At 63.1% G+C, this 13,349-nt stretch carries 13 protein-coding genes; 10 read left to right on the top strand and 3 right to left on the bottom strand.

The features are described 5' to 3' along the window. Positions 1-97: 97 nt before the first annotated feature. From AB7008_RS16380 to AB7008_RS16425, 10 genes are all read left to right on the top strand, one after another. Positions 98-907: an ABC transporter permease gene (locus tag AB7008_RS16380; RefSeq protein ID WP_014496981.1), complete on the top strand. Its 810-nt coding sequence runs from the start codon at positions 98-100 to the stop codon at positions 905-907. Between the two features lie 62 nt (positions 908-969). Continuing rightward, positions 970-1,962, top strand: coding sequence for an ABC transporter substrate-binding protein (locus AB7008_RS16385; RefSeq protein WP_038956792.1), 993 nt, complete (start codon positions 970-972; stop codon positions 1,960-1,962). Continuing rightward, positions 1,959-2,807, top strand: coding sequence for an ABC transporter ATP-binding protein (locus AB7008_RS16390; RefSeq protein ID WP_441259077.1), 849 nt, complete (start codon positions 1,959-1,961; stop codon positions 2,805-2,807). The genes AB7008_RS16385 and AB7008_RS16390 overlap by 4 nt, the downstream gene beginning before the upstream one ends. A gap of 5 nt (positions 2,808-2,812) precedes the next feature. Then, positions 2,813-4,210, top strand: a complete 1,398-nt coding sequence (locus AB7008_RS16395; protein ID WP_441259078.1) for a hypothetical protein — start codon at positions 2,813-2,815, stop codon at positions 4,208-4,210. Further along, entirely contained in the window at positions 4,207-5,358 is a 1,152-nt protein-coding gene (locus AB7008_RS16400) for a Gfo/Idh/MocA family protein (protein ID WP_028157078.1), read from the top strand. Before AB7008_RS16395 ends, AB7008_RS16400 begins: the two co-directional genes overlap by 4 nt. A gap of 132 nt (positions 5,359-5,490) precedes the next feature. Further along, positions 5,491-6,681, top strand: coding sequence for a dihydrodipicolinate synthase family protein (locus AB7008_RS16405; protein WP_248881957.1), 1,191 nt, complete (start codon positions 5,491-5,493; stop codon positions 6,679-6,681). Then, the gene (locus AB7008_RS16410) at positions 6,681-7,544 is read left to right on the top strand and encodes a sugar phosphate isomerase/epimerase family protein (protein WP_248881958.1); all 864 of its coding nucleotides are present in this window, start codon (positions 6,681-6,683) and stop codon (positions 7,542-7,544) included. The genes AB7008_RS16405 and AB7008_RS16410 overlap by 1 nt, the downstream gene beginning before the upstream one ends. Before the next feature lie 257 nt (positions 7,545-7,801). After that, positions 7,802-8,086 (top strand): HdeA/HdeB family chaperone, encoded by a 285-nt coding sequence (locus AB7008_RS16415; protein WP_232208598.1) that lies wholly within the window; start codon positions 7,802-7,804, stop codon positions 8,084-8,086. Positions 8,087-8,192: 106 nt separating this feature from the next. Next, positions 8,193-8,405 carry an HdeA/HdeB family chaperone gene (locus AB7008_RS16420; RefSeq protein WP_232208597.1) on the top strand — a complete coding sequence of 71 codons (213 nt, stop codon included), beginning with the start codon at positions 8,193-8,195 and terminating at the stop codon, positions 8,403-8,405. Between the two features lie 953 nt (positions 8,406-9,358). Next, a complete protein-coding gene (locus AB7008_RS16425) occupies positions 9,359-9,604 on the top strand; it encodes a hypothetical protein (protein WP_028157083.1) in 246 nt (81 codons plus the stop codon). 163 nt (positions 9,605-9,767) lie between these two features. Here AB7008_RS16425 and AB7008_RS16430 read toward each other — a convergent pair whose 3' ends face one another. The 3 genes from AB7008_RS16430 to AB7008_RS16440 all read right to left on the bottom strand — a co-directional run bounded on the left by AB7008_RS16430 (position 9,768) and on the right by AB7008_RS16440 (position 13,315). After that, positions 9,768-11,357: a Spy/CpxP family protein refolding chaperone gene (locus AB7008_RS16430; protein ID WP_304493297.1), complete on the bottom strand. Its 1,590-nt coding sequence runs from the start codon at positions 11,355-11,357 to the stop codon at positions 9,768-9,770. A gap of 37 nt (positions 11,358-11,394) precedes the next feature. Beyond that, on the bottom strand, positions 11,395-11,721 hold the full coding sequence (locus AB7008_RS16435; protein WP_248881960.1) for a hypothetical protein: 327 nt from the start codon (positions 11,719-11,721) through the stop codon (positions 11,395-11,397). Between the two features lie 406 nt (positions 11,722-12,127). Then, positions 12,128-13,315, bottom strand: coding sequence for a 6-phosphofructokinase (locus AB7008_RS16440; RefSeq protein WP_248881961.1), 1,188 nt, complete (start codon positions 13,313-13,315; stop codon positions 12,128-12,130). Positions 13,316-13,349 lie beyond the last annotated feature (34 nt).

The following is a 13,349-nucleotide window of genomic DNA, read 5'->3' on the forward strand; positions in this document are numbered from 1 at the left end:
GGGAACCGGCACAAAACGTCACAGGGAAAGCTCTGGACAGTATTTATCCAACGAGTTAATTTCTCCCCCGAACGAAGAAGAATGCCGGGAGCGAGACGTGGCTGAAGTCAAGCCGCAGAGTGCGGTGTCCAAGATGCTGAATGCGGCGTGGGTCCGGCCGTTCCTGTTCCTGGTCTTCATCGTCGTCGCCTGGGATCTTGCGATCCGCCTGTTCAAGATCCCCGCCTATCAGATCCCGGCGCCGGGCGATGTTCTCGCCGTGCTGCGCACCGAATGGCCGGAACTGCTGCGCCAGTCCTGGCCGACCACCTATGCCACCGTCTGCGGCTTCCTGCTGTCGGCGCTGTTCGGCATTCCCGTCGCCATGCTGATCGCGGGCTCGAAGACGGTGGAGAGCTATGTCTATCCGCTGCTGGTGTTCTCGCAATCCGTGCCGAAGATCGCGATCGCGCCGCTGTTCGTGGTCTGGTTTGGCTTCGGCATCATTCCCAAAGTGATTTCCGCCTTCCTGCTCGGCTTCTTCCCCGTGGTGGTCTCCGCCGTGCAGGGCTTCAAATCGGTCGATCCTGACATGGTCGATCTCGCCCGCGCCATGCAGGGCAGCCGCTTCCAGGTGTTTCGCGCGGTGAACCTGCCGCATGCGCTGCCGGCGATCTTCTCAGGCCTCAAAGTGTCGGTCACGCTTGCCGTGGTCGGCGCTGTCGTCGGCGAATTCGTCGGCTCCAATTCCGGCATCGGCTACGTCATGCAGCGCTCGATCGGCACCTTCGACCTGCCGACCATGTTCGCAGCGCTGGTGATCCTGGCGCTGCTCGGCGTGATCCTGTTCTGGATCGTGGACCGGATCGAGAAGCTGGTCATTCCCTGGCATGTCAGCCAGCGTGAAGACGTGATTTTCGCCTCGTAACAAGAACCAAGGCAACGAACGGCCATCAACGGCCGACGCAACAAGGGCAAGGGAGAGAAACAATGAAGCGGTGGATAGGAGCTGTCTCGGCTGCGCTGATGGTGTTTGCGGCGATGCCGGCGCAGGCAGCCGACAAGGTCGTGCTGATGCTGAACTGGTACGTCTATGGCGAGCACGCGCCGTTCTATTACGGCAAGGCCAAGGGCATTTACGCCGCCGAAGGCATCGATCTCGAGATCCAGGAAGGCCGCGGTTCGGCTGCGACCACGCAGGCCGTCGCCGCCAAGACCGCCGACTTCGGCTATGTCGACGTCCCCACCATGATGCGCGCCGCGATCAAGGGCGCACCCGTCGTCGCGACCGGTGTGCTGCTGCAGACCAGTCCGATGTCCGCCATGGGTTTTGCCGACAAGAACATCAAAAAGCCCGAGGACATCAAGGGCAAGACGGTGGCGATCACGCCGGCCGATTCCATGACCCAGATCTGGCCGCTGTTCCTGAAGAAGACCGGCCTGAAGGAGAGCGATTTCCAGACCGTCGCCGGCGACGGCCAGACCAAGCTCAACGCCGTCATCAACGGCCAGGCTGATCTCCTGCTCGGCTACGTCATGGACCAGTCGATGAAGATCAAGGACGCCACCGGCAAGGACGTGTTCCCGATCAAGTTCGCCGACTACGGCATCAACATGGTCTCCTCCGGCATCATCGCCAACTCCGACTATGTAAAGGCCAATGCCGACCTCGTTCGCCGCTTCATGTCGGCGACGACCAAGGCGGTCGAAGCCGCCGAGAAGGAGCCGAAGGCGGCCGCGCAGTCGATCCTCGATGCCAACCCCAAGGGCGGCAAGATCGACACGCTGACGCAGGGCTTTGAGTTGACCATTCCGCTCTACCGGACCGCCGAGACCAAGAGCAAGCGGCCGTTCCAGGTCACCGACCAGAACATGACCGACAGCGTGAACCTGATGGTTGAATATGGCGGGCTCGATGCCAAGGCCAAGGACAACCCGAAGGCCTTTTACACCAACGATTATCTGCCGAAGAGCGGATCGTGAAGCAAGCCGCAGTCGTGAGCGAAACCGTGCAGCAGGCCGCGCATCTGAGACTGGTGAGCGACCGGGCTGCCGGCGATGCGTCGGGCATCAAACTATCCGGCGTGTCGAAGACCTACCGGACGCGCGACGGCGACGTGCCGTCGCTGCGTCCGCTCGATTTCCTCATCAACGACGGCGAGTTCTTCGTCGTGGTCGGCCCGAGCGGCTGCGGCAAGTCCACGCTGCTCAAGCTGATCTCGGGCCTGCTGCCGCCGACATCAGGCGAGGTCCTGGTCGAGGGTGAGAAGGTCACGAAGCCGCACGGCAATGTCGGCATCGTCTTCCAGAACGCGCTGCTGCTGCCCTGGCGCAACATCCTCGCGAACGTGATGCTGCCGATCGACATGAAGCGGCTGCCACGACAACACTATCTCGATCGCGCCAAGGCGCTGCTGAAGCTGGTCGGCCTGGAAGGTTTCGAGAAGAAGCTGCCCTGGCAGCTCTCGGGCGGCATGCAGCAGCGCGCCTCGATCTGCCGTGCGCTGGTGCACGATCCCAAGATCATGCTGATGGACGAGCCGTTCGGCGCACTCGACGCGCTGACGCGCGAACGCATGAATGTCGAGCTGATGCGGATCCAGCGCGAGACCAGGAAGACGGTGCTGCTGATCACGCATTCGATCCCGGAGGCCGTGTTCCTCGCCGACCGCGTGCTGGTCATGACCGAGCGGCCGGGCGCGATCGCGGCGATCTACGACGTGCCGCTGCCGCGCCCGCGCTCGCTCGATGTGATGGCCGATCCGGTCTTCACCGAGCTCGTGCAACGCATCCGCAAGCATTTCTTCTCACAGGGTGCACTGGACTGACGATCATGGCGCCGCGCCTGAAGCTGCGAGACATCGCTTTCTTCGAACGTCCCGTGCATTTCGCGCGGCCGTTCCGCTTCGGCGCGATCACGATCAACGCGACGCCGCAGTTGTACGTGCGGGTCGAGATCGAGGTTGAGGGCAAGGGCGCTGCGGTCGGCGCCAGTGCCGAGCTGCTGGTGCCAAAATGGTTCGACAAGCGGCCGGAGCTGTCGCCGGCGCAGACGGTCGACGGCCTGCGGCGCTCGCTGGAGATTGCGCGGGGCCTTTATCTCGCGCGGACTGGATTCCTGGCGGCGTTCGATCTGCATGCCTCGTGCATCGGTGCCCAGATCGCGACTTGTGCAAAGAAAAATATTCCGGCGCTTGCAGCGGCTTATGGCCCCGCGGAAATCGACAAGGCGATCCTCGATGCGCTGCTCCGCGCCGCCGAGACCAACTTTTTCGACGGGATGGCCGGCAACATTGCCGGCATCGATGCGCGGCTGTCGCCTGACCTGAAGGAAACGGATATCGCGCAGTTTCTCGCGGGCCGAAAGCCGCTGTCGTGCGTTGCCATCAGGCACACCGTGGGCCTCGACGATACCGTCGAAGGTGAGGGCGGTGTGGCCGATGCGCGCGAGAACGCCGGTGCCAATTACTTCAAGCTGAAGCTATCAGGGGATTTCGTGGCTGATGCAGCCCGGTTGACGCGTATTGGCAAGGAGCTCGATACGCTGGGGCGTGACTGCAAGGTGACGCTCGACGCCAACGAGCAGTATGCCGATCTCTCCGCACTGCATGCGCTGACCGACCGGCTCGACCACGATGCAGCGTTACGACCGATCGCGTCACGGCTGCTCTATGTCGAGCAACCGATGCCGCGCGACATGACCCGGCAGTCGCCGCTTGGCTCGCTCGCGGCGCACGGGTTCATCATCGACGAGGCCGATGATTCCTACGATGCCTTCCCGGCGGCGCGTGCGCTCGGCTATTGCGGCATCTCCTCGAAATCCTGCAAGGGCCTCTACAAGTCCATCGTCAATGCGACGCGCGCGGCGAAATGGAGCGCGGGCGGCGCGCGGTTCTTCGTGACCGGCGAGGACCTGACCTGCCAGGCGGGTCTTGCCGTGCAGCAGGATCTCGCGCTCGGCGCCTTCATCGGCGTCACCCATGCCGAGCGCAACGGCCACCACTATGTCGACGGCTTCGGCGATACGCCCGCCGCTGAAGCTGCGGCCTTCGCCGCCGCGCATCCCGATCTCTACGCCGATGCCGGGCGGGGCATCCGGCTCTCCATTCACGACGGCGATCTCCTGACGGGATCGCTCACCACAACGGGCTTTGCGACGTCGGTCCATCCGGACTGGTCGGCGCTCGCCCCGCTCGAACAGCCAAAATCACTTCAGGAGCAATCGGCATGACCACCCAACGCCTCGGCCTCATCATGAACGGCGTCACCGGCCGCATGGGGCTCAACCAGCATCTGATCCGCTCGATCGTCGCGATCCGCGATCAGGGCGGCGTTCGGCTGAAGAACGGCGATCGCGTGATGCCCGATCCGATCCTGGTCGGCCGCAGCGCCGACAAGGTCGAAGCCCTCGCCAAGCGCTACAACATCGCGCGCTGGACCACCGATCTCGATGCGGCGCTCGCCGACAAGAACGACACCATGTTCTTCGACGCCGCGACCACGCAGGCGCGGCCCGGCCTTCTGACCCAGGCCATCAATGCCGGCAAGCACGTCTATTGCGAGAAGCCGATCGCGACGAACTTCGAAGAGGCACTCGAGGTCGTCAAGCTCGCCAACGCCAAGGGCGTCAAGCATGGCACGGTACAGGACAAGCTGTTCCTGCCTGGCCTGAAGAAGATCGCCTTCCTGCGCGATTCCGGCTTCTTCGGCCGCATCCTCTCGGTGCGCGGCGAGTTCGGCTATTGGGTGTTCGAAGGCGGCTGGCAGGAGGCGCAACGGCCGTCCTGGAACTACCGCGACGAGGACGGCGGCGGCATCATCCTCGACATGGTCTGCCACTGGCGCTACGTGCTCGACAACCTCTTCGGCAACGTCCAGAGCGTGGTCTGCATCGGCAACACCGACATCCCCGAGCGCTTTGACGAGCAGGGCAGGAAGTACAAGGCGACCGCGGATGATTCCGCCTACGCGACCTTCCAGCTCGAGGGCGGCGTCATCGCCCACATCAACATGTCCTGGGTGACACGCGTCTATCGCGACGATCTCGTCACCTTCCAGGTCGACGGCACACACGGCTCGGCGGTCGCAGGCCTGTCGGATTGCATGATCCAGGCGCGGCAGGCGACGCCCCGGCCGGTGTGGAATCCGGATGAGAAGCGTCTGCACGATTTCTACGGCGACTGGCAGAAGCTGCCGGACAACGTCACCTACGACAACGGCTTCAAGGAGCAGTGGGAGATGTTCATCCGCCACGTCTACGAGGACGCGCCCTACAAGTTCACGCTGCTCGAAGGCGTCAAGGGCGTGCAGCTTGCCGAATGCGCGCTCAAGAGCTGGAAGGAGCGGCGCTGGATCGACGTCGCCCCGATCAAGGCCTGAGGTAGATTGGATAAGTCTCAATGTTGAGCCGTCATTGCGAGCGAAACGAAGCAATCCAGACTGCCTCCGCGGCAAGAGTCTGGATTGCTTCGTCGCTTCGCTCCTCGCAATGACGGAGAGAGGTTCGAAGTCATGAACAAGCCCGTCCAGCCGATGTCGTCGTTGTCCCTGAAACTGCCGAAGGCGGATCGTTCGATCGAGACCTACCGGCTCGCGGCCTCGCGAACGTTTCCCGCTAAACTTGAAGGCACGCTGAACCGCATCGCGTTCTCGGCCGTGCACACGGTTGTCGATCCCTTTGCGGACAATGATCCCTGGCTTTCGGCTGCCGTCGACTGGGACAAGACCATCGCCTTCCGCGAGCACGTCTGGGACCTCGGCCTCGGCGTCGCCGAAGCCATGGACACCGCGCAACGCGGGATGGGGCTGGACTGGCCGACCTCGCTGGAGCTGATCACGCGTTCGGTCGGTGCCGCCAAGCGGCGCAACGCACTGGTGTTCTCCGGCGCGGGTACGGACCATCTCGCTGTCGAGGATGCGAAGAGCCTCGACGACGTCATCCGTGCCTATGAGGAGCAGCTCTCGGCCGTCGAGAAGGTCGGCGGCCGCATCATTTTGATGGCGTCGCGTGCTCTGGCAAAACTCGGCCGCAGCGCCGACGATTACGCCAAGGTCTATAACCGCGTGCTGTCGCAGGTCCGCGAGCCCGTGATCATCCACTGGCTCGGCGATATGTTCGATCCCGCTCTGACCGGATATTGGGGCAGCAAGGACCTCGACAAGGCGATGGACGTTGCGGTCGCCATCATCAACAACAACGCGGCCAAGGTTGATGGCGTCAAGGTCTCGCTGCTCGACAAGCAGCGCGAGATCGACATGCGCAGGCGCCTGGACAAGCGCATCAAGATGTACACCGGCGACGATTTCAACTACGCGGAGCTGATCGCCGGCGACGACCAGGGCTTTTCGCACGCACTGCTCGGCATCTTCGATGCGATCGCGCCTGCAGCGTCCTACGCGCTGTCGCGGCTAGCTGCCGGCGACGAAGCCGGCTTCCACGACGTGCTGGGCCCGACGGTGCCGCTGTCGCGCCACATCTTCAAGGCGCCGACGCGCTTCTACAAGACCGGCGTCGTGTTCATGGCCTATCTCAACGGCCACCAGGATCATTTCACCATGGTCGGGGGACAGGAGAGCGCGCGCTCGATGCTGCATCTGGCCGAGCTGTTCCGGCTTGCCGATCAGGCCGGCCTGCTCGTCAATCCTGAAATGGCGATGCGGCGGATGAAGACCGTGCTGGCCTCGCACGGACTGGAAGACTGATGCGCGATTTCTCGTCCGACCATCGCTGGCTGTCGCTCAACACGGCGACGGTCCGCAAGCAGGGTGACCTCGTCGAGATCATCGAGGCCTGTGCAAGGCATGGCATCCGCGCCATCGATCCCTGGCGCGACCAGGTCGCTTCCGTCGGTCTCGATCGCGCTGCGCGCGCGGTGCGCGACGCCGGGCTCGATCTCTCCGGCTATTGCCGCGGCGGCATGTTCACCTCGGACGCATCGCGCCGGGGCGAAGTGCGCGACGACAACCGGCGCTGTGTCGATGAAGCCAAGGCGCTGGGCGCGCCCTGCATCGTTCTCGTCGCCGGCGGCCTGCCGCAATATTCGCGGCCGGGCAGCGAGGCGTCCAAGGACATCGTCGCAGCGCGCGGTCAGGTCGAGGAAGCCCTTGCCGAGATGCTCGACTACGCCAGACAGGCAAAGCTGCCGCTGGCGATCGAGCCCTTGCATCCGGCTTATGCGGCCGACCGCGCCTGCGTGAACACGACGAAACAGGCGCTCGACATCTGCGATCGGCTCGACCCCGGCCGCAGCGGCATGCTCGGCGTCGCGCTCGACGTCTATCACATCTGGTGGGATCCGGAGCTGATGGAGCAGATTGCGCGCGCCGGCCGAGATCGCCTGCTGGCCTTCCATGTCTGCGACTGGCTGGTGCCCACCAGGGACATCCTGAACGACCGCGGCATGATGGGCGACGGCGTCATCGACATCAAATCGGCGCGCGCCGCTGTCGAAGCGCAAGGCTATGCCGGTTATTCGGAGATCGAGATCTTCTCCAACGACTGGTGGGGCAAACCGATGGACGAGGTGCTGCGCACCTGCATCGAGCGGCACAGGACGGTGGTGTAGTTCCCACTCGCGCGGTCCTTACGGGCCTGTGACCTGTCGCGGCGCGTTGTCGGTTGGCGCAGCGACATGTCCGGATTCCGGCGCGAACCAGAAGTCGCCGGCTGAGGGGCAAACCGACGCGATTGACCCCAAGCGGACTTGTGTTGATCCAGATCAACATGAGCGGCGCGAGAGACCGTTCTCTTGCGTCCTTGTGGCGGCAGCCCTCTCCAGATCCCGGTAGATCAGCATCAAGGATGACCTCGATGAGATGTAGATTGATCAGTCTGACGCTTGCTGTCTCGATAATTCCAATCGTTGCGAATGCGCAGGTAACCATTGATATGGGCAAGATCATATGTAGCCAATATCTTGCTATGCCGCAGTCACAGTCAGATAAGTTTTCTGCCTGGATGAGCGGTTGGTTCAGTTATCAGAACAACAGGACCTTTGTGGATCTTGCTTTGCATCAACAGAATATCGCCAACGTAAAGGCATGGTGCCAATACCATCCGGCGGAAAGCGTTATGTATGGCTTGCAACAATCGGTAGGCAAAAATTGACGGATCGGGACTTTGGAGGATCGCTATGAAATGCAGGACTCTTGTCGTTTCTGTGATTTTGATAGGCGCGGCCTCAGCGCCAGCCGCGGCTCAGATCAAGCTGGACATGAACAAGATCACTTGCGGAAATTGGCTAGGATACGGTTCAGCAGACCGGGATTTCGTAAGGTATTTCATGAGCGGCTACTATAACGCGGCCGCAAACAATAACGTTTTGGACTACGACCGCCTGCAAAAGAATTCCGAAAAAGTTGTCGCATATTGCAAAAAGCACAAATCCGACACGCTGCCAACCGCCATTCAAAAAAGCGCCAGCTAGGTTGAGGGCCCCGACGGCGGCGTCGCTTGAGTACGTCTCCTTGTGGCCCTTTTCGGACCGCGACTCGTGCCTGACAAGAGTCCGTTTCGGGTTCAATAGCGGTCGCCTTCGGCCTGATGTGCATCCATTACGACCAAGCGGATGGCGCTCGGCCTCGGCCGGAACGATACCGCTGTCGGCGCAGCTTCCAACCCGGGCGGCCCACACGAAGCAGCCTACCGCAGCGGTGCTGTGCGCTTTGGATTTGGTTGGAATTCAGTCCGTGCGACGCACCTAACAGCGAGCCGGTTGGAGTACCACCAACGAGAGGTGGACAGCCGTCAGCTTTCAGGCAGAATGATATCATCCCGATGCCGCAGCCTCGCCACGGTCTGCGCCAGATCGGATGCGGTAATCAGTGGCATCAACGATCGGCAGGCACGGCGGATGTACCCACGCCTGATGATCTTGGATGGCCCCGACGTGCAATCGTCGGGGCCATTGTTGTGATCGGCGTGCCGGAGGTCCCGGCGTGATCCAGCCCCGGCCCCGTTCTATTGCGGCGATAAGGAAAGACCGCCCGAAGGCGGTCTTGCAGTCCAATGTGCCGGGCCAAAATAGTTTCGGGATCAAACCTTGCCCGGCCCGGTCTGATCGCCAGCTAACCACTATCCTGGGAAGGCCGCTGACAATTAAGATTTCAGTCCTGAAATGGAATGCATCTGCGACTTGGGAACCCGTCATCCGACGCCAGTCTTGTTGCGTGCCCGCGTACGGCGCTGGCCGAAGGGGCTGCGGCGCTGAGAACTCGACCAGCTCTCAGGGCTGGAGCTGCTCACATCAGCGAAAAGTCAGACGATTGCGCTATCATCGATTGACCGTCAAACACCGGACTATCAAACGTCAATTCAATCTGCGAAATTGTGACAACATAAATCCGCTTGTAAACAAGCTGGCGCGAAGGGAGGTTCGCAGTGGAGGCAGTGGAGAGAGTGCAGCGCTTGCGTGCGATGGGTTCGCTGTGCCGCCAACAGGCCGCTTACAACAGCATGAACAAATGGAAGCTGCTCGCAGAAGCAGAATACTGGGACCACCTGGCCGATCTTGAGTTGTCTGCTCACTTCCAGCAATGCAACACCAATAGCGCGGATGAGAAAGAGCGGGTCCAAGCGATCCCAACCGCGAATGACGCTGGACCGAAGACGATTTCCGTCGCGTGAGGTCAAGACGAGGCGGTTGTTTGCATTCCGTGCCGCCGCACTTTTCGCGGGGAGAAGCGGCCCGGACACGCATGTTCTCGTCGAACTGTGAAACAGGGCGATGATGGCATCCCGCGTCGCTCGGCCGCTGCTCACATCGCAACGAGAGAATGCGACGCTGCCGTCACGGGCCTGCGAGCTGTTGCAGCGTGTTGAAGCGCGCCTTCTGCTCGCTGCTCAGCGTGGCATAGAATTCGTCCAGGGCGGGCTCGACCAATTTGGCTGCCTGAAGCATGGCCTCGAGCCGGTGCTGCATCGCCTCCAGCCGTCCGACCGGCGTCAGCGGCACGTCGTTCGGACAGGCTGCCTGTAGGCCCTCAACACCCTTCGCCGTCGCTTCGCCGAGACGGTCGAGCGCCTCCTTCTGCTTGCCCGCGGGATGGAGCACAGCCTCGATCCTTTGGATCGGCAACTGGGTCAGGCCGGACTTCGGATCGCCGCAGCCTTCGGCACTGCCTTCCTGGGCACCGGCTTCCTGCTGCCGAGGAGAGCGGTCGCCGATGTTGGGGCCGAGCGCGTTGAAGCGGGCCTGCTGCTCGTCACTGAGCGAGTTGTAGAAAGTCTCCAGTGCCGGTCGCACGATCTTGACAGCATCCAGCGTCGCGCTGACGCGGTTCATCATCGCTCGCAAGCGGCCAGGCGGGGTCAGTGCATAAGTATCAGCGCAGGAGTCCTTGAACACACCGGCAGCGTTGGCCGCCGCGGTCTTCAACGCGTCGAGCAGCGCGCGTTGCTCGGGCGTCGGCCGCACCGCGCGCGTGATATCGTCGAGCGGCCAAGCAGTGACGCCCTTGTCCGGTGTGCCGCACAATTGCTGCAGCGTTTGCGGGCTCACGCTGGCGCGCTGGCGCGCGCGGGTGCCGCCACCGGCTTGCGGATAGTCAAACGGGTTGGTGCTGGCATAAGCGGAATAGGGGCTGTCACCACCCCAGAACACGGTGTCGACGAAGTCGTCATACGCGTACGCCCAATAGCCGGGCTCGTAGGCATAGGACCAGAACGTGTAGTCAAAAATGTCGGAATAGGCGTAGGGCCAGAACACGGGCCCAAGCCATGCCACGAACACCGCGTGATGGCGGTGTCGCCAGGCCTGCCGGGGAGCCCAGCCGCCGTGGCGGGCGACGAGGGCCGCCTGGGTTTGCGCAAGAGGCCGCTCGCGGAAGTGCGCGCCAAACCGCCCGCGCGCGGCGCCAGCCGCTGCAACTGTTGCAGCGGGGACCTGCAGTCCCAGCCTCTGCTGGCGCGCCAGATCGCTTTGCTGCGCGCGTTGCTCGCGGTCGAGCAAGCGGTTCTGCGTCTGGAGTATCCGTTGCTGCTCGCGCTGCGCGCGTGCGCCTTCCGGTTTTTGCGACTGCAATGTCTGCACACGCTGCTGCAGGCGATCGATGCGGGTCTGGCGCTCCGCGGTCTGGCGCGACAGCATCTCGCGCTGTCGCTGCTCGACGTGCTGCTCACGCTGTTGTACGAGCTGCTCGCGCTCCAGCAGCCTGTTCTGCGACTGCAGCAACCGCTGCTGCTCGCGTTGCGCTCTTGCGCCTTCCGGCTTTTGCGACTGCAATGTCTGCACACGCTGCTGCAGGTGGTCGATGCGGCCCTGGCGTTCCGAGGCTTGGCGCGACAGCGTCTCGCGCGGCTGTTCCGGCCGCACGCTCGCGGCCGACGGTGCGCTTGGGCGCGAGGGGGCGGCGATCTGCGGCGTCGGCTGCGGTGCCATCGCCGGACGTTGCGGGGCTGCCGGCGCGCGATGGAATTCAGGTCGCGGCGCCGCCACGTGCGGGGCGGCTCGCGGTGGCGGTGCAGCGAAGGACGGGGCCGGGCGCGGTGGCGGTGAGGTCATGCGAGGCGCCGGATTCGGCGCCATGGCCGGTCGCTGCGGCATGGCCGGAGGATGAAATGCCGGCGCAGCGGGACGCGCCATCGCGGGCGGCGCCGCCGGTCGAGCCATCGCAGGTGGCGCTGCCGGCCGGGCCGCCGGCGCTGCGGCCGGCCCCGGTGGTCCACCTCTTCCGTGTCCCTGGGCGGACGCGCCGACGCTCGTCGCCAGCATCGAGACGCCAACCAAAAGCGCCGTCAAGCAAACGCCACGCGGAAGCATGATCGTGCTCCCAGCTCGAAATCGCCCGCGATTTTCAACGCATGGTTGGCGCAATGGTTCGTTGTTGGCGGCGGCCGGCGCTGCGATGTTCCGACGCAGGCAGCCTCAAGAGAAATCCTGCTTCTCGGAGATCGAGATCTTCTCCAACAATTGGTAGGGCAAGCCGATGGACGAGGTGCTGCGCACCTACGGCGGTCACGAGCGCTGGCCTCACGGGTTTGCGACCTGTTGCAGCGCGTTGAAGCGCGCCTTCTGCTCGCCGCTCAGCGTGGCGCAGCGGGTTCGACCAGCTTGGCGGCCGTCAGCGTGAGCCCTCTGAATTGACTTCCGCTTTCAGCGGCAGAACAGACATCGGCTGGACTTACTGCGGGCTCGCCCGGTCCGGCACGCTAAGACGCGCGGTTAAGAAAGATCGGCAGCCCCTGCTTATTGGCGTAGAGGGGGCGGTAGCGCTCCGTGTTGTAGCTGCTCGCAACGTCCAATTTGCGCGGACCGAGCTTGGCGTCAGGGATGGGCACGAGGTCGTAGCGGCCCTCGACCAGCGCCGACATGAGGCCGGTCTTGCTTTCCAGCATGGCATCGTAGGCCATGTTACCGAAAGTCAGGGCCACAAGCTTGTCGATGAAGTCCGGATCGCCCGATCGCAGATCGTAGGTGAGATCGGAGGTGATCGTCTCCTCGCCGGTGCGCTGCTTGATCTCGTCGGCAAGCGATTCCGCCACGTTGGCCTTCTTGCGGTGACCATAGGCGTCAGGCTCGCCGTATTCCCGCAGCTTGTAGCCTTCCCACTGAGCTCCCTCGCTGAGTACGATCAGCGCGTAGTTGCTTGGATTGGCGCGCTTGTCCTCGATGAGCAACTGGATCAGCTTGTCGAGGTCGACCCTATACTCCGGTATGACGCATCGTATCGAGGTCGCATACGCGGTGTAGAGTGCCGTAAATCCGGCATCGCGGCCAAAGACGCGGAAAATGCCAATTCGCTCGTGCGAGCCGACGGTGGTGCGCTGCCGCTGGATGGCATCGCTGGCGCGGGTGATCGCGGTCGAGAAGCCGATGCAGTACTCGGTGTTGCGGACGTCATTATCCATCGTCTTCGGGATGGCGATGATCTTGACGCCGAGTTCGTTGAGCTTGGCCGCATAACTGAGCGTGTCGTCGCCGCCGATGGCGATCAGGTGTTCGATGCCAAGTCCCGAAAGGTTAGCGAGCACCCGGCTGGTGAGGTCCCACGTCTTTGTCGCGACGCCGCCGTCGGTGCTAAGCGAGACCGGAACATCATTGTCGACGAGATGATCGGGCAGCTTTTGTATTTTGGAGGGATTGACGCGGCTCGAGTGCAGCACGGTGCCGCCGCGCCGGTCGATGGTTCGAGTGTTTTCACGATTCAGCGGGATGACGTAGTGGGATCTGCTGTTTGGGTCGTCGAGGTTCAGGTGCGTGAGGGCCTCCCAACCACGGCGCAGACCGACAACCTCGATGTCGTCCTCACTGCCGCGATAAGTCACGCTCTTGATGACGGCATTGAGGCCGGCGACGTCGCCGCCGCCCGTGAGAATGCCGATGCGTTTTTTTGCCATGTCCACCTCCCGATCGGCATGTCGTGATAGCGCC

The organism is Bradyrhizobium sp. 521_C7_N1_3, from assembly GCF_052075975.1.
Classification (GTDB): domain Bacteria; phylum Pseudomonadota; class Alphaproteobacteria; order Rhizobiales; family Xanthobacteraceae; genus Bradyrhizobium; species Bradyrhizobium japonicum.